We start from the raw sequence: 17,558 nt of genomic DNA, 5'->3' as shown, positions 1-17,558 counted from the left end.
GGCCTTTCACGGTCGGGATGTTGCGCCAGGCCGCAATCTTGGCTGCGGCTCAGGCTCCAGGATGCGGCTCGATCACGTCGTGTTCGCCGCCGAAGCCGTGCATATAGAAGGCCCATTGCAGTCCGATGACGGCACCCTTGACCGGCTGCAGCAGCGCGACCGACAGAAGGATGGTCAGCGGCACCCAGATGGCAATGTGCTGCCACGTGGACAGGGTGGACGTCGCCTCCACACCCATGAAAGCGCCGAGCACGATGTGGCCGACGATGACGATGACGAGATAGGCGGGCAGGTCGTCGGCGCGGTGGTGATGCAGTTCCTCGCCGCAGACACTGCATGTGTCGACGGTCTTGGTGAAAGCGCGAAACAGCTTGCCTTCGCCGCAATGCGGGCAGCGGCCGAGCAGGCCGCGCTTCATCGCCGTCCATAGCGGGCGGGCAGCCCGGCCCGAGTGATGTTCTCCGCCGAAAACCTGTTCTTCCGTGGCTGTTGTCATCAACGTCTCCTGCCGCGCGAACCCGGTCGCGATTGCGACGCGCGGGCGCGGCCCTTGGCCTTGTGAAACGACCGCTTGGAGCCCGGCAAAGGCTTCGGGTCGGTCAACATCTCGAAGCGCATCGCGCCGGCCATCGGCGCCACCTCGACGAGCCGGACCTCGACGCGGTCCGCGAGCTGGTAGCCTTTGCCCGAGCGTTCTCCGAACAGGGAGCGGGCCGTTTCGTCGTATATGTAGTAATCGCCGTTCAATGTTGACACCGGGATGAAACCATCCGCGCCGTACTGCGGCAATTGGACAAATAGTCCTGATTTGGTGACGCCGGAGATGCGGGCGTCGAAACGGTCGTCGATGCGCTCGGCGAGATAGGCGGCGACCAGACGGTCGACCGTGTCCCGCTCTGCCGCCATTGCACGGCGTTCCGTGCCTGAGATCAGCACCGCAACATCTTCGAGCCGTGCCGCTTCGTCCTGTGTCAGCCCGCCCGGACCAAGGCCGAGTGCGGCAATAAGTCCGCGATGCACGATCAAATCGGCATAGCGGCGGATCGGCGAGGTGAAATGGGCGTAGCGCCTGAGGTTGAGACCGAAATGGCCGATGTTCTTGGGCGAGTATTCGGCCTGGCTCTGCGAGCGCAGCACCACTTCGTTGACCAGGCCTTCATTGTCGGCGCCGCGCACACGCTCGAGGATGCCGTTGAACTGGCTCGGCTGCATCTGCGCGCCGCGCGCCAGCGACAGGCCAAGCGTCTGCAGGAACTCGCGCAGCGATTCCTGTTTGGCGAGCGATGGCGCGTCATGCACGCGGTAGACCAGTTCCTGCTTCTTCGCCTCCAGCGTCTCGGCTGCCGCGACATTGGCCTGGATCATGAATTCTTCGATGAGCTTATGGGCATCGAGCCGCTCCGGCACGATGACGCGATCGACGGTGCCGTCCGGCTTGAGCAGGATCTTGCGCTCCGGCAGGTCGAGTTCGAGCGGCTGTCGGCCATCGCGACCACGCTTGAGGGTCGCATAGGCGTCCCACAGCGGCTTCAGCACCGTATCGAGGATCGGGGCGGTCTTCTCGTCCGGCACGCCGTCGATCGCCGCCTGAGCCTGGCTGTAGGCGAGTTTTGCTGCCGACTTCATCATGACGCGGTGGAAGGAGTGCCTGAGCTTGCGGCCCTGCGCCGAAAAAACCATGCGCACCGCCAGCGCCGGACGGTCCTGGCCCTCGCGCAGCGAGCAGAGATCGTTGGAGATGCGCTCGGGCAGCATCGGCACCACGCGATCCGGGAAATAGACCGAATTGCCGCGCTTCAGCGCCTCGCGGTCGAGCGCGGTGCCATGGCGCACATAGGCCGCGACATCGGCGATCGCCACCGTGGCGACTACGCCGCCGGGGTTCTTCTCGTCGAGATCCGGCGTGGCGAAAACGGCATCGTCATGGTCCTTGGCGTCAGCCGGATCGATGGTGACCAGCGGCAGGTCGCGCCAGTCCTCGCGGTGAGCAAGCGTCGCCGGCTTGACGGCTTCGGATTCGGCGATGACGTCGGCCGGAAAGATATGCGGAATGTCGTGCGCGTGGATGGCGATCATCGAGACCGCCTTTTCGCTGGTCAGCGAACCCAGCACGTTGAGCACTTTGGCTCTCGGCAGGCCATAGCGGGAGGCGCGCGCGGGCTCGACCTCGACCAGGTCGCCGTTTTTGGCGCCGTTCTGGAATTCCTTGTCGACGATCAGTTCGGGCTGGCGCCGTTCCACCGGTTCGATGCGGAAGGTGCCATCCTGCAGAATGCGAAAGACACCGAGCACGGCATCGGTGCGTTTTTCGAAAATCTTCACGACCCGTCCGGTGTATGCCGGGCCACCCAAGGCGACATTCGTCTCGTCGGCGGGAAAGGTCTTGGCCAGCACGCGGTCGCCAATGCCGGGTGCCGGTCCACCACCACTGCGCGAAAGGCGGATGGAAACGATGGGTGGCGGTCCATTGACTGTGTGTTCGGTGGGACGCGCCAACAGCACGCCATCGGCGTCACGGTCAAAAATATCGAGGACTGTGACGTGGGGCAGGGCACCGACGCGAGCCAACCCCTTGCGCTCCTTGGTCAGGAAACCTTCGTCCTGCAGGTCGCGCAGCAGATCCTTCAGCCAGATGCGGTCGTCGCCGCGCAGCGCGAACGCCTTGGCGATGTCGCGTTTTCCGGCGCGATCGGGATTTTCGGCGATGTAGCGCAGGATTTCGTCGCGCGATGGCCGATAGTCGTCCTTGACCTTGGCCCTGGTATCGGCGGTGCGCGGATCGCCGTGGGTTCTACCGGTGATCTTGCGCGCCACGCCGTCCTATCCTTTTTTCTTCGCGGCCGGCTTTTTAGCCGCCGTTTTCTTGGTTGTGGTTTTCTTGGTTGTCGGGGCCTTGGCCGCCGCCGCCCTGCGGAACGGCTTCTTGCCGCCGCCACCCTTGGCTTCCTTCTCGGCAATCAGCGCCAGCGCGTCCTCGATGGTCACCGATTGCGGATCCCTGCCCTTGGGCAGGGTGGCGTTGACCTTGCCGAAATTCACGTAGGGTCCGTATTTGCCGTCGCGTACGACGATCTTGCCGCCGCCATCGGGATGCTCGCCAAGCTCCTTGAGCGCAGCGGCAGTGCCGCCATTGCGGCCGCCTTTGCCCTTCAACTGCTTCTCGGCGATCACCGACACGGCGCGGTTCAGCCCGATCGAGAACACGTCCTCGATGCTGTCGAGATTGGCGTAGGTGCCGTCATGCAGGACGAACGGGCCGTAGCGGCCGAGCCCGGCCGAGATCATCTTGGCCGTTTCCGGATGCTGGCCGACATCGCGCGGTAGCGACAGCAGCGCCAGCGCCTTCTCGTGATCGATCGATTCTGCCGTCCAGCCCTTGGGCAGGCTGGAGCGCTTGGCTTCCTTGCCGTCGCCGCGCTGCAGATAGGGGCCGAAGCGGCCGCTCCGCAGCGTGATTTCCTCGGACGTGTACGGATCCTTGCCGATGACCTTGGTGCCGTCTTCGCCGCCGCCATTCTCGCCGTTCGGATTGGCGGCGTCGCCGAGCTGGCGGGTGAAGGAGCATTCGGGATAGTTCGAGCAGCCGACGAAGGCGCCGAACTTGCCGAGTTTCAGCGACAGATTGCCGGTGCCGCATTTCGGGCAGATGCGCGGATTGGAGCCATCCTCGCGCGCGGGAAACACCAGCGGCGCCAGTTCCTCGTTGAGCGCGTCGAGCACGTCGGTGACGCGCAGCTCCTTGATGTCGCCGACGGCGCCCGAAAAATCCTTCCAGAAATCGCGCAGCACATCCTTCCAGGCGAGCTTGCCGTCGGAAATCTCGTCGAGCTTTTCCTCAAGGGACGCGGTGAAGTCGTACTCGACGTAGCGCTTGAAGAAGCTTTCGAGAAAGGCAGACAGCAGCCGGCCCTTGGCCTGCGGCACGAGCCGGCGCTTGTCGATGGTGACGTAGTCGCGATCCTCGAGCGTCTTCAGGATCGCCGTGTAGGTAGAAGGCCGGCCGATGCCGAGCTCTTCCAGCTTCTTGATCAGCGAAGCCTCCGAATAACGCGGCGGCGGCTCGGTGGTGTGCTGGGTCGCGTTGATCGCCTGGCGGGCAAGCTGCTCGCCGGCGCGGATTTCGGGCAGACGACGGTTTTCCTCGTCCTCCGAATCGTCGTCCTTCTGGTCGGTGTAGGCGGCGATGAAGCCGTCGAAGCGAACGACCGAACCGACGGCGCGAAGCTCGGCTGTGCGCGCACCGTTGACCGCCTCGATTTCGGCGGTGGTGCGCTCGATCTCAGCCGGCTGCATCTGGCTGGCGATGGCGCGCTTCCAGATCAACTCATAGAGGCGCATCTGGTCGGAATCGAGATATTGCCTGACCGATGCCGGAGTGCGCATGAAATCCGTCGGGCGGATCGCTTCGTGCGCTTCCTGGGCATTCTTGGCCTTGGTCGTGTAAAGGCGTGGCTTTTCCGGCAGGTATTTCGGGCCGAATTCCTTGGCGATTGCATCGCGTGCGGCGTCGATCGCCTCGGGAGCCATCTGCACGCCGTCGGTTCGCATATAGGTGATCAGGCCGGTGGTCTCGCCGCCGATCTCCATGCCTTCATAGAGCCGCTGCGCCACCTGCATGGTGCGGCTGGCCGAGAAGCCAAGGCCGGATGAGGCGGCCTGCTGCAGCGTCGAGGTGGTAAAGGGCGGGCCGGGATTGCGCTTGGTCGGCTTGGCTTCGACCGACACCGCCTTGAAGGTCGCGCCTTCGAGCATCGACTTGATATCGTCGGCCTGCGCCTTGTTGGAAATATCGAGCTTTTGCAGCTTCTTGCGATCGAAGGCGGTCAGCCGCGCTTCGAAATTCTCGTTGCGCGGCGTGCCGAGCAAAGCTGATACCTGCCAGTATTCCTCTCGGATGAAGCGCTCGATCTCGGATTCGCGATCGCAGACCAGACGCAGTGCAACCGACTGGACGCGTCCGGCCGAACGGGCGCCCGGCAGCTTGCGCCACAGCACCGGAGACAGCGTGAAGCCAACGAGATAATCCAGCGCCCGACGGGCGAGATAGGCATCGACCAGCGGCGCATCGATCTGGCGCGGATTGGCCATCGCTTCCAGCACTGACGATTTGGTGATGGCGTTGAAGACGACGCGGCTGACCGGCTTGTCCTTCAGCGCACGCTTCTGCTTCAGCACCTCCAGCACATGCCAGGAGATGGCTTCACCCTCGCGATCCGGATCAGTGGCGAGGATCAGGCCGTCGGCATCCTTGACCGCCTTGGCGATATCGGCAAGCCGCTTGCCCGAAGCGGTGTCGACCGCCCAGGACATGGCGAAATCCTCGTCCGGACGCACCGAGCCATCCTTGGCCGGCAAATCGCGGACATGGCCGAACGAGGCCAGAACCTTGTAGTTCTTGCCGAGGTATTTGTTGATGGTCTTTGCTTTGGCCGGCGATTCGACGACGACGACGTCCATGAGGTCTCATATCAGCTGTGGTGCGGCAGAAGAATTCCGCTGCGCGCGACGAAATCTCGTTCTATTTGTCGCTCACATGGCCGCGCTTTTGCATCCGGTCAAGGGGAAGCGCCCAAATTGCAGGGCTCTCCGCAGCAATACACTCTTAGAGTGTATGGAGAAAATCACAGAATTTGGATTGGGGCGATGGCGGGCCCGAGTCGTCGGAAAACGATGCGATTCATTTTTCCGCCGAGTCGCAGAAACGCCGGCTGGGATATCGCACGAGGGGCGGCGCGGCGCTATGACAGGTCGTTTTGGTGCTGGCCGCCGGGTTTGGAGGGACACCCGGCAGCCGACCGAAGTTCCGCCAGCGGCAGAACCCGGATTGAGAAGCTAGTCGGCCTTGACGATATGCCAGACCTCGCCGACACCATCTCCGGTCACATCGCCAGGCTTCTTGTCCTTGATGAAGGTGTAGACCGGCTTGCCGTCATAGGCCCACATCTTGGTGCCGTCGGTGCGGTCGACAACGCTCCATTCGTCGTCCGCCTTGGCGCCGGCTTCGGCCTTCAGCGGCGGCCAGTTGGTGGCGCATTTGTCGTAGCAGTTGCTCTTGCCCTTCTCGTCCTTGTCATAGGTATAAAGCGTCATGCCGTTGGCGTCGGTGTAGATCTTGGTGCCATTGACCTCGGCTTCCTTCCACGCATCGGCGGCGAAGGAGGCAGCGGTGCTGAGCAGAAGCGCTGCCAGCCCTACGGTTATGGTTTTCATGAAAATCTCCCTGACTGACATCTGGAGACGCGCGGGAAATCGCGGCCTCACTGTATCAACGCCCGCGGGCCGTCGTTTCTTCCCCGGCAGAGCGTCGGCCAGGGATGATCAAGGGATGATCTTGCCAACACAATGGTGATTGGTGGACAAGGCTGCGCGTCGCTATATCAGCCACGGCACTGGAGTTCTTGGAAATGGCATTGGACATCGGCTATGTCAGCGCGGTCGGGGCGGGAGCGATCTCGTTCCTGTCGCCTTGCGTGCTGCCGCTGGTGCCGCCCTATCTCTGCTATATGGCAGGCGTCTCGGTCGACGATTTTCGCGGCAATGCGGGTGCGGCGGCGCGCGAAGGCGCGCGCGGCGCGCTGCTCTACTCCTCGATCGCCTTCGTGCTTGGCTTCTCGACCGTCTTTGTCGCGCTGGGCGCCGGCGCCTCGACCATCGGCCGGCTGCTGCGTGTCTGGCAGGAACAGCTGGCGATGGGCGCCGGCGTGCTGATCATCCTGATGGGCCTGAACTTCCTCGGCATCCTGCGCATCCCGCTTTTGTCGCGCGAGGCGCGCTTCCAGTCGCAAGGCAAGCCGGCGAGTGCGATCGCCGCCTATGTGATGGGGCTGGCTTTCGCCTTCGGCTGGACGCCATGCATCGGCCCGGTGCTGGGACCGATCCTGACGCTGGCCGGCGGCCGTGAGACGGTGGGCGAGGGCGCGCTGCTGCTTGCGGCCTATTCGCTCGGCCTGGGCATTCCGTTCCTGATCGCGGCGCTGTTTTCCGGCGCCTTCATGCGCTTCCTCGGCAAATTCCGCGTCCATCTCGGCCGCGTCGAAAAGGCGATCGGCGCGCTGCTGGTTGTCGCCGGCGTGTTTTTCCTCACCGGGGGCGTGCAGACGGTGTCCTATTGGTTGCTGGAGAATTTTCCGGTGTTGGGGCGGCTGGGGTAGGCACACCGGCATGAGAGCTGCACTCTGGACCCGCTGATTAAGAGTCAGCTGCTCTATCACCTCACCGGAATTTAACCGCATTGGTGCAGCATGGCGCCACTGTTAGCATGATTTGATTCCCAATCCTTCTCATATGGTTGTCCTTCCATGAGCCAGAGATCCTGCCTGTCCGTCATCCTCGCCGCTGGCGAAGGCACGCGCATGAAAAGCACGCTGCCGAAGGTGCTGCACCAGATTGCAGGGCTGCCGATGGTCGCCCATGTGGTGAAGGCTGCCGAGGCCGCAGGCGCCGGCAGCCAGGCGCTGGTGATTGGCCATGGCGCGGAAGAGATGCGCAAGGCGGCGGCAAAATTCGCTCCGAAAGCCGAGACCTTTGTGCAGGAAAAGCGCCTCGGCACCGCGCATGCCGTTCTTGCTGCTCGCGAAGCGATATCAAAGGGTTATGACGATATCCTTGTGATGTTTGGTGACACGCCGCTGATCGACGCGGATGCGCTCACCGTGGCGCGGCTGAAACTGGCGGAAGGTGCTGCCGTCGTCGTCATCGGTTTCCGTCCGCCCAATCCGATCGGCTATGGCAGGCTGATCGAAAAAGACGGCAAGCTGATTGCCATCCGCGAGGAGAAGGATTGCTCGGAGGAGGAGAAGAAAATCACCTTCTGCAATGCCGGGATGATGGCAGTGGCCGGTGCCCACGCGCTGAAGCTGCTCGACGCGGTTGGCAACAAGAATGCCAAGGGTGAGTATTACCTGACCGACATTGTCGAGATCGCCGGCGCGCGGGGGCTGGACGTCGTCGCCACCGAAGCCAGTTTCGAAAGCGCGCTCGGCATCAACAACCGCGCCGAACTGGCGCAAGCCGAGGGCATCTGGCAGGCGCGCCGCCGCCATGAGGCAATGCTGTCGGGCGTGACGCTGATTGCGCCCGAGACCGTGTACTTTTCGCACGATACCGAAATCGGCGCTGACACGATCATCGAGCCCAATGTCTGGTTTGGTCGAGGCGTGAAAATTGCGACGGGTGCTAAAATCCATGCCTTCAGCCATATCGAAGGCGCCACCATCGCTTCGAATTGCGATGTCGGGCCGTTCGCGCGGCTGCGGCCGGGTGCCGATCTAAGGCAAAAGGCCAAGGTCGGCAATTTCTGCGAGGTCAAGCAGGCTGTCATCGAGGAGGGCGCCAAGGTCAATCACCTGACCTATATCGGCGATGCGCGGGTCGGCGCGGGAGCCAATATCGGCGCCGGCACCATCACCTGCAACTATGACGGCTATTCGAAGTTCTTCACCGACATCGGCGAGGGCGCCTTTGTCGGCTCGAATTCCTCATTGGTGGCGCCTGTCACCATAGGCAAGGGCGGCTATATCGCCTCGGGCAGCGTGATCACAGAAAGCGTGCCCGACGATGCGCTGGCCTTCGGCCGCGCCCGCCAGAAGACGATCCCCGGCAAGGGCAAGGAGCTGCGCGAGCGGTTTGCTTCGGCCGCTGCTGCGAAGAAAAAGTAAGCCCGGCCTCGCAAAAACGCGAACGAATGCAGTAACCGGATTGCAAGAGCGGTCTGTCATAGTGCATCGACAGGAATAAGCGTTCCGTTACACGGGACGAAATGCAATGTGACTTTCACGGTAGGCCGGCCATCCCTAAATAGCGCTGGTTTTCCATGGGGAATCGGGGACTGTCCGGATGTGCGGTATCGTTGGAATCGTCGGCCACTCGCAGGTTGCGCCGCTCATCGTCGATGCGCTGAAGCGGCTCGAATATCGCGGCTATGACTCGGCCGGCGTCGCCACCATCGAGCACGGCCAGCTTGGCCGCCGCCGCGCCGAAGGCAAGCTGATCAATCTCGAGCGCTTGCTGAAAAACGAGCCGCTCGACGGCACGATCGGCATCGGCCATACCCGCTGGGCGACGCACGGCGTGCCCAACGAGACCAATGCGCACCCGCATTTTTCCGAAGGCGTCGCCATCGTCCACAATGGCATCATCGAGAATTTCGCCGAACTACGCGAGGAGCTGATCCGCGACGGCTATTCTTTCTCGTCGCAGACCGACACCGAGGTCGTGGCGCATCTGGTAGCGTGCGAACTCGCCAAGGGGCTGAAGCCGGTTGATGCCGCGCACCAGGCGCTGAAGCGGCTGGAAGGCGCTTTCGCGCTGGCGATCATGTTCAAGGGCGATGAAGACCTGATCGTCGGCGCCCGCAACGGTCCGCCGCTGGCTGTCGGCCATGGCGATGGCGAGATGTTTTTAGGGTCCGACGCCATAGCGCTCGCCCCGTTCACCAATTCGATCACCTATCTGGAAGACGGCGATTGGGCGGTGGTGCGCCGCGACGGCGTCACCATCTTCGACATCGACGGCACAAAGGTCGACCGCAAGCGCCAGCAGTCGCTCTCGACCAGTTTCATGGTCGACAAGGGCAATAGGCGCCATTTCATGGAGAAGGAAATCCATGAACAGCCGGAGGTGATCTCGCACACGCTGGCGAATTATCTCGATTTTGTCGGTGGCGTCTCCAAGCCGCTCGACCTGCCTTTCGATTTCGCCAAAATCGACCGACTGGCTATTTCGGCCTGCGGCACCGCCTATCTGGCCGGCCTGATTGGCAAATACTGGTTCGAGCGCTACGCGCGGCTACCGGTCGACATCGATGTCGCCTCCGAATTCCGCTACCGCGAAATGCCGCTGTCGAAGAACGATGCCGCTTTCTTCATCTCGCAGTCGGGCGAGACCGCCGACACGCTGGCCTCGCTGCGCTACTGCCGCAAGGCGGGGATGAAGATCGGCGCCGTCGTCAATGTGCGCGAATCGACCATGGCGCGCGAATCCGACGTCGTGCTGCCGACGCTGGCCGGGCCGGAGATCGGCGTCGCCTCGACCAAGGCGTTCACCTGCCAGCTTTCGGTACTGGCATCGCTGGCCGTGCGCGCCGGCGTGGCGCGCGGAACGATTTCGAAGGAGCAGGAAAAGATCTTCGTGCGCGAACTGTCGGAAGCGCCGCGCTTTGCCAACCAGGTGCTGAAACTCGATCATCAGATCGAAAAGATCGCGCGCGAGCTCGCGCACTACAAGAACGTGCTCTATCTCGGCCGCGACACCAACTTCCCGCTGGCCATGGAAGGCGCGCTGAAGCTCAAGGAAATCTCCTACATCCATGCCGAGGGCTATGCCGCGGGCGAACTGAAGCATGGCCCGATCGCGCTGATCGACGAGAACATGCCGGTCATCGTCATCGCGCCGCATGACCGCATTTTCGAGAAAACCGTGTCGAACATGCAGGAGGTGGCGGCGCGGGGCGGCAAGATCATCCTGATCACCGACAGCAAGGGTGCGGCACTGACGAGCGTGAAGACGATGGAGACGATCGTGCTGCCCGACGTGCCGGAAATCATCTCGCCGATCATCTACGCATTGCCGATCCAGATGCTGGCCTATTTCACCGCCGTGTTCATGGGCACCGATGTCGACCAGCCGCGCAATCTGGCGAAGTCGGTGACGGTGGAGTAAGCGCTTTTAAACAGGCGCCTTTAAAAACTTCGCAGTTCCAATACGCCCTCTGGTTCACTATGTTGCGCTGCAACCCGCGTCCCCGGTGAACCATGTCCGACGCTCCCAAGACCTCCGGCATGACCCGGCTGAGGAACTATTTCCTCACAGGCTTCGTCGTCTGTGCGCCACTGGCGATCACCGCCTATATCGCCTGGTCGTTCATCGGCTGGGTCGATTCCTGGGTGAAGCCCTACATTCCGGCTCGTTACAGCCCCGATACCTACCTGTCGTTTCCGGTGCCGGGGTTCGGGCTGATCGTCGCGTTGATCCTGATCACGCTGATAGGCTTCCTGACGGCCAACATAGTCGGCCGCGCCATCGTCAATTTCGGCGAGCGGCTGCTCGGACGCATGCCGCTGGTGCGCGGCATCTACGGTTCGCTGAAGCAAATTTTCGAGACCGTGCTGTCGAACAAGGGCGATATGTTCCGGCAGGTCGGGCTGGTCGAATATCCGCGCAAGGGGGTTTGGTCGCTGGTGTTCGTCGCCAGCGAGAAGGAGACCGAGATCAACCAGAAGCTCGACCAGGCAGGCGATCCGCTGATTGCCGTGTTTATGCCCTGCACACCGAACCCGACCACTGGGTTCCTGATGTATGTGCCGAAGTCGGACATCGTGCTGCTCGACATGACGATCGAGGACGGCGCCAAGCTGATCGTCTCGGCCGGGCTGGTGGCGCCCGAGGTCAAGCAGATGGTTGTCGTGAACGGCGAGCCGATCGAGGGAATGCTTGCCAATCCGTCGATTGCCGCATTGGCTCAGCCGGCGCGCAAGAGCCGCACAGCCTCGTCACGGCCAAACAAATAGAGCAACAGGCGCAACGCCTCGCCTCGGTCTGATTGCAGTTCCGGGTCGCGGGACAGGATCAGCCTGGCGTCGTCACGGGCGGCCTCAAGAAGGTCGGCATGGGCCTCGATGCGCGCCACCTGAAAGCCTGGTGTGCCGGACTGGCGGGTGCCCAGCAATTCGCCTTCGCCGCGCAACTTCAGGTCTTCCTCGGCGATCAGGAAGCCGTCCTCGGTTTCGCGCATCACCGACAGCCGGCGCTTCGCGGTTTCGCCGAGCGGGTCCTTGTAGAGCAGTACGCAGGAAGATGGTTTGTCACCACGCCCGACCCGGCCGCGCAACTGGTGCAGTTGCGCCAAGCCAAAGCGCTCGGCATGTTCGATGACCATGACGGTGGCGTCGGGCACATCGACGCCAACCTCGATCACCGTGGTGGCAATCAGGATGCGTGTCTCGCCCTGCTTGAAGGCGCGCATCGCCTCGTCCTTCTCGGTGCCCTTCATGCGGCCATGGACAAGGCCGATGCGGTCGCCGAACAGCGGCTTCAGCGAGGCAAAACGGTCCTCGGCCGACATCAGCTTGATCTCTTCGGATTCCTCGACCAGCGGACAGATCCAGTAGATCTTCTGGCCGCCGGCGACGGCGTCGACCATGCGGCCGACCAGTTCGTCCAGCCTTTCCAGCGGCAAGGTGACGGTGCGGATCGGCTGGCGGCCGGCCGGCTTTTCCGTCAGCTTCGACACGTCCATGTCGCCGAAGGCGGTCAGCACCAGCGTGCGCGGGATTGGTGTCGCCGTCATCACCAGCATGTCTGGTGCATCGCCCTTGGCGGTGATGGCAAGGCGCTGATGGACGCCGAAGCGGTGCTGCTCGTCAATGACGGCGAAGACCAGGTCGTGGAAGGTCACGGTCTCCTGGAACAGCGCGTGGGTACCGACGACGATGTCGATCTCGCCGCCGGCCAGACCGGCCAGCGTGTCGGTGCGCTCGCGGCCCTTTTCGCGGCCGGTGAGAATGGCGATGCGCAGTCCGACCTTGGCGGCAAGCGGCGCGATCGTCGCCAGATGCTGGCGCGCCAGGATCTCGGTCGGCGCCATCAGGGCGGCCTGGCCGCCGGCCTCGACGGCACGCGCCATGGCGAGCAGCGCGACGACCGTCTTGCCGGAGCCAACGTCGCCCTGCAAAAGCCGCAGCATGCGTTCGGGATCGGCGAGGTCGGCATTGATTTCGGCCAGCGCAAACTCCTGGCTTGATGTCAGCGAATAGGGCAGTGCGGCGCGCAGTTTCTCGGCGATGCGACCATCGCCGACCAGGGGACGCCCGGACAGGCGGCGGACTTTTGCCCGCACCAGCGCCAGCGATACCTGGCCCGCCAGCAACTCGTCATAGGCGAGCCGCCGCCATGCGGCGCCGTCGATGGAGACGTCGATCGGATCTGCCGGATTGTGGATGCGTGCGAGCGCATCGCCAAAGGCCGCAAATGTGTGCCGGCGCATGAAGGCGCCGTCCTGCCATTCGGGAAATTCAGGCACGCGCGCAAGCGCCTGGCCGATTGCCCGGCGCAGCACCTTGCCTGAGAGCCCCGCGGTGAGCGGATAGACCGGTTCGACCAGCGGCAGGTTTTCCGCTTCGCTGGCCAGCGCAATATGGTCGGGGTGGACCATGCTCGGGCGGCCGTTAAACCATTCCATGCGGCCGGAGACCACGACATGCTCGCCCTCGGGCATTGCCTTTTCGAGATAGGAAGCGTGGGCATGGAAGAAGGTCAGCGCGATCTCGCCGGTGTCGTCATGGGCGTAGACCCGGTAGGGCACCGACCTGTTGCCGCGCGGCGGCGGCTGGTGGCGGTCGATGCGCACGTCGAGAGTGACGATCTGGCCTTCGGCCGAACCGGCAATACCCGGACGGCTGCGGCGGTCGATGACGGTGTGCGGCAGCACGAACAGAAGGTCGCCGGCGCGCGCGGCGCGATCACCGAGATCGGCGGCGACGACCTTCTCGATCAGGGCGCCAACCTTCGGCCCGACGCCGGCAAGCGAGGTGATCGGAACAAACAGCGGATCGAGGATGGTGGGGCGCATGATGTCAGCTTATGTCGCGGCGGTTACAGCGCAAGGCTGACAGCACCTTCTATCCACGCTATATGCGCCGCAGCAAGTGAGGATGCGGCACAATGACTGGAACGACGAGATCAAGCGAGGGGCTGGACGCCTGCCGCCGCAAGCTTCTGTTTCGCTCCTGGCATCGCGGCATGCGCGAGATGGATCTGATCCTCGGCACTTTCGCCGACGCTGAGATCGGCGCCTTGACCGGCGAGGAAATCGACCAATATGAGAAGCTTCTCGACATTCCCGACACCGAATTCCTGCCCATGGTCACTGGCGAACGCCCGGTCCCGGCGGATATCGATTGTGCCGTCCTGCAAAAGATCCTGGCTTTCCGCCACCCAATGACATTCTGAACACAAGCAATTCCAGGAAAAGTGCGAAGCGGTTTTCCGTTTGGAATTGCGATAAAACAAGACCGTGATTTCATGAGCCTCATTCCCACAATCGGTCTGCCGAAAGGCCGCGCCGGCCAATTCATCGTCGACGGCGTCGCCGATGGCTACGAAGCTTTCGCGCTGGTACAGGCGGCACTCGAGATCGCGCCGGACAAGCCGGTGCTGTTCGTGGCGCGCGACGGCCAGCGGCTGCCGGCGATCATCGAGGCGCTGTCCTTCGCGGCCCCCGGCCTTCCCGTGCTGGAACTGCCGGCCTGGGATTGTTTGCCCTACGACCGCGTCTCGCCCGGTTCGGACGCCGCCGCCAAGCGCCTGGATGCGCTGACCGCCATGATCGCGCTGGCGAAAAAACCGCATCGCGCCGTCATCCTCACCACCGCCAATGCGCTGCTGCAGCGTATTCCGCCGGCCGAACTGGTCGAGGCACAGACTTTTCATGCCAAGCCGGGCAACCAGATCGACATGAACGCGCTGGTATCGCGGCTGGAAACGTCCGGCTTCGAGCGCGTACCAACGGTACGCGGCATCGGCGAGTTCGCAGTGCGCGGCGGCATTCTCGACCTGTTCGCACCAGGCTGGACCGAGGCGCTCAGGCTCGACTTCTTCGGCGACACGCTGGAATCGATCCGCGTCTTCGATGCCGCCACCCAGCGCACCACCGGCCAGCGCAAGTCGATGGCGCTGCAGGCGATGAGCGAAGTGGCGCTGACGCCGGAAACCATTAGCCGCTTCCGCCGCTCCTATATCGAAGCCTTTGGCGCGCCACAACGCGACGACGGGCTTTATGCAGCGGTCAGCGAAGGACGACGCTTCGCCGGCATGGAGCACTGGCTGCCGTTCTTCTACGAGCGGTTGGAGACGGTGTTCGACTATCTGCCTGATACACCTGTCGTCTTCGACCATCTGGCGCACGAGGCACTGGCCGAACGCCACACGCTGATCCTCGATCACTACGAAGCGCGCAGGAAGCAGGCCGATGGTGCCTTGAAGGACGCCGTGCCCTACAAGCCGGTGCCGCCGGACATGCTCTATCTCTCGCCGGAAAACCTGATCGCCGCGCTCGGGCCGCGTGAAGCGATCGATTTCACGCCCTTCGATGCTCCCGATGCCGGCGCGAAGAAAGTCTACCACGCCGGTTCGCGCCACAGCCGCAGCTTCGTCGAGGAACGCGCCGACCCGAGCATCAATGTGTTCGACGTCGTCGTCAAACACATCGCCGATGAGCGAGCGGCGCGCCGCCGCGTCGTCATTGCGGGCTGGACCGAAGGCTCGCTCGACCGGCTTGGCCAGATCCTTGGCGAGCACCACCTCGGCAACCTCAAGCAGGTCGCAACTCTGGCGGAAGCCGAAAAGCTTGAGCCGGGGCAGGCGGCGCTCGCCGTGCTGCCGCTCGAATCCGGATTCGAGACCGAAAAACTGGTCGTCGTCGCCGAACAGGATATTCTCGGCGACCGGCTGATCCGGCGCTCGAAGCGGAAGAAGCGTCCCTCGGATTTCATTGCCGAAGCCTCGGCGCTGTCGGCGGGCGACGTCGTCGTCCATGCCGACCACGGCATCGGCCGTTTCATCGGCTTGCGCACCATCGAAGCGGTCGGTGCGCCGCATGATTGCCTGGAAATCCATTATGCTGGCGACGACCGGCTGTTCCTGCCGGTCGAAAACATCGAGCTTCTGTCACGCTACGGTTCTGACACAGCCGAGGCGACGTTGGACAAGCTCGGCGGCGGCGCCTGGCAGTCGCGCAAGGCGCGGCTGAAGAAACGCCTGCTCGACATGGCCGGGCAATTGATCCGCATCGCCGCCGAACGGCAGATGCGCGCCGCACCGGCGCTGGTGCCGGCCGAAGGTCTCTATGGCGAGTTCTCCGCCCGCTTCCCCTATGAGGAGACCGACGACCAGCAGACGGCGATCGACTCCGTGCGCGACGACCTTGGCGCCGGCAAGCCGATGGACCGGCTGATCTGCGGCGATGTCGGCTTCGGCAAGACGGAAGTGGCACTTCGCGCGGCCTTCATCGCGGCGATGGAAGGCTTTCAAGTGGCGGTGGTGGTGCCGACGACACTGTTGTCGCGGCAGCATTTCAAGACATTTTCACAGCGCTTTTCCGGCCTGCCGATCCGCGTCGCCCAGGCTTCGCGACTGGTCGGCGCCAAGGAACTGGCTGAAACCAAGAAAGGCATCGCCGAGGGCCAGGTTGACATCGTCATCGGCACCCATGCGCTGCTTGGGTCCGCGATCTCGTTCAAGAATCTTGGCCTGCTGATCATCGACGAGGAGCAGCACTTTGGCGTCAAGCACAAGGAACGGCTGAAGGACCTGAAGACCGATGTGCATGTGCTGACGCTGTCGGCGACGCCGATCCCGCGCACGCTGCAACTCGCGTTGACCGGGGTGCGCGAACTGTCGCTCATCGCCACGCCGCCGGTCGACCGCCTGGCGGTGCGCACCTTCATCTCGCCCTTCGATCCGCTGGTGATCCGCGAAACGCTGCTGCGCGAACGCTATCGCGGCGGGCACTCCTTCTACGTGGTGCCGCGCATCAGCGATCTCTCAGAAATCCATGATTTTCTGAAGGAATCCGTGCCCGAGCTGAAAGTGGCGGTGGCCCATGGCCAGATGCCGCCGGGCGAACTCGACGACATCATGAATGCCTTCTATGACGGCCAGTACGATGTGCTGTTGTCGACGACCATCGTCGAATCCGGCCTCGACATTCCGACCGCTAACACGCTGATCATCCACCGCGCCGACATGTTCGGCCTTTCGCAGCTCTACCAGCTGCGCGGCCGCGTCGGCCGCTCGAAGGTGCGCGCCTATGCACTGTTCACGCTGCCAGCCAACCGCAAGCTGACCGACACCGCCGAGCGCCGGCTGAAGGTGCTGCAATCGCTGGATACGCTGGGCGCCGGCTTTCAGCTCGCCAGCCACGACCTTGATATCAGAGGCGCCGGCAATCTTCTGGGCGAAGAGCAGTCCGGCCACATCAAGGAGGTCGGCTTCGAACTCTACCAGCAGATGCTGGAAGAGGCGGTCGCCGAGGTGAAGGATTCCGGCGAGGTACAGGATGGCGGCTGGTCGCCGCAGATTGCCGTCGGCACGGCGGTGATGATCCCGGAAGGCTATGTGCCGGACCTGCAGCTCAGGCTGGCGCTCTATCGCCGCCTCGGCGATCTCGAAAACACCGAGGAAATTGACGCTTTCGGCGCCGAGCTGATCGACCGCTTCGGCGCGCTGCCGGAGGAGGTCAAGCACCTCCTCAAGATCGTCTTCATCAAGGCGCTGTGCCGCAAGGCCAATGTCGAAAAGCTCGATGCCGGGCCGAAGGGCGTCGTCATCCATTTCCGCAAGCGTGAATTCTCAAACCCGGTCGGGCTGGTCCGGTTCATCGGCGAGCAGGGGTCGCTGGCCAAGATCCGGCCGGATCACAGCGTCGTCTTCGTGCGCGACTGGCCAACGCCCGAGAAGCGGCTGGCGGGCTCCGCGGTCGTCATGACACAACTGGCGCGGCTGGTGGAGAAGGCGGCGGCGTAGGGCAGGGATAGGACACCGCCTCGCCAGGCGGGCATTCG

11 protein-coding genes are annotated in these 17,558 nt (G+C 63.4%); 6 read left to right on the top strand and 5 right to left on the bottom strand.

Features of this window, described 5'->3' with window-relative positions:
• Positions 1-49 precede the first annotated feature (49 nt).
• The 4 genes from NKI38_RS12100 to NKI38_RS12085 form a co-directional block, all read right to left on the bottom strand.
• Complete coding sequence (locus NKI38_RS12100) at positions 50-496, bottom strand: DUF983 domain-containing protein (RefSeq protein ID WP_352657756.1); 447 nt, start codon at positions 494-496, stop codon at positions 50-52.
• Complete coding sequence (gene rnr, locus NKI38_RS12095) at positions 496-2,814, bottom strand: ribonuclease R (RefSeq protein ID WP_352657753.1); 2,319 nt, start codon at positions 2,812-2,814, stop codon at positions 496-498. Before rnr ends, NKI38_RS12100 begins: the two co-directional genes overlap by 1 nt.
• 6 nt (positions 2,815-2,820) lie before the next feature.
• Complete coding sequence (topA, locus tag NKI38_RS12090; protein ID WP_352657751.1) at positions 2,821-5,457, bottom strand: type I DNA topoisomerase; 2,637 nt, start codon at positions 5,455-5,457, stop codon at positions 2,821-2,823.
• A gap of 375 nt (positions 5,458-5,832) precedes the next feature.
• Complete coding sequence (locus NKI38_RS12085; RefSeq protein ID WP_352627924.1) at positions 5,833-6,210, bottom strand: COG4315 family predicted lipoprotein; 378 nt, start codon at positions 6,208-6,210, stop codon at positions 5,833-5,835.
• A gap of 194 nt (positions 6,211-6,404) precedes the next feature.
• On the opposite strand from NKI38_RS12085, the gene NKI38_RS12080 reads away from it, so the two are divergent.
• The 4 genes from NKI38_RS12080 to NKI38_RS12065 all read left to right on the top strand — a co-directional run bounded on the left by NKI38_RS12080 (position 6,405) and on the right by NKI38_RS12065 (position 11,507).
• Positions 6,405-7,151, top strand: a complete 747-nt coding sequence (locus NKI38_RS12080; protein WP_352657748.1) for a cytochrome c biogenesis CcdA family protein — start codon at positions 6,405-6,407, stop codon at positions 7,149-7,151.
• A gap of 147 nt (positions 7,152-7,298) precedes the next feature.
• Positions 7,299-8,657 carry a bifunctional UDP-N-acetylglucosamine diphosphorylase/glucosamine-1-phosphate N-acetyltransferase GlmU gene (gene glmU, locus NKI38_RS12075; RefSeq protein ID WP_352657746.1) on the top strand — a complete coding sequence of 453 codons (1,359 nt, stop codon included), beginning with the start codon at positions 7,299-7,301 and terminating at the stop codon, positions 8,655-8,657.
• Between the two features lie 178 nt (positions 8,658-8,835).
• Positions 8,836-10,659, top strand: a complete 1,824-nt coding sequence (gene glmS / locus NKI38_RS12070; RefSeq protein WP_352657743.1) for a glutamine--fructose-6-phosphate transaminase (isomerizing) — start codon at positions 8,836-8,838, stop codon at positions 10,657-10,659.
• Positions 10,660-10,751: 92 nt separating this feature from the next.
• Positions 10,752-11,507: a DUF502 domain-containing protein gene (locus NKI38_RS12065; RefSeq protein ID WP_352657740.1), complete on the top strand. Its 756-nt coding sequence runs from the start codon at positions 10,752-10,754 to the stop codon at positions 11,505-11,507.
• Here the strand turns inward: NKI38_RS12065 and recG are convergent.
• Positions 11,459-13,567, bottom strand: a complete 2,109-nt coding sequence (recG, locus tag NKI38_RS12060) for an ATP-dependent DNA helicase RecG (RefSeq protein ID WP_352657738.1) — start codon at positions 13,565-13,567, stop codon at positions 11,459-11,461. The genes NKI38_RS12065 and recG overlap by 49 nt on opposite strands.
• Positions 13,568-13,659: 92 nt before the next feature.
• Between recG and NKI38_RS12055 the strand changes: the two genes are divergently transcribed.
• Together NKI38_RS12055 and mfd are read left to right on the top strand one after the other, a co-directional pair.
• A complete protein-coding gene (locus NKI38_RS12055; protein ID WP_352627916.1) occupies positions 13,660-13,947 on the top strand; it encodes a succinate dehydrogenase assembly factor 2 in 288 nt (95 codons plus the stop codon).
• A gap of 72 nt (positions 13,948-14,019) precedes the next feature.
• Positions 14,020-17,520, top strand: a complete 3,501-nt coding sequence (gene mfd, locus NKI38_RS12050; protein WP_352657736.1) for a transcription-repair coupling factor — start codon at positions 14,020-14,022, stop codon at positions 17,518-17,520.
• The last annotated feature ends 38 nt before the right edge of the window (positions 17,521-17,558 follow it).

The sequence above is a fragment of the Mesorhizobium sp. M0621 genome, from assembly GCF_040320745.1.
GTDB lineage: Bacteria > Pseudomonadota > Alphaproteobacteria > Rhizobiales > Rhizobiaceae > Mesorhizobium.
This window is presented reverse-complemented; position numbering and strand designations above follow the sequence as displayed.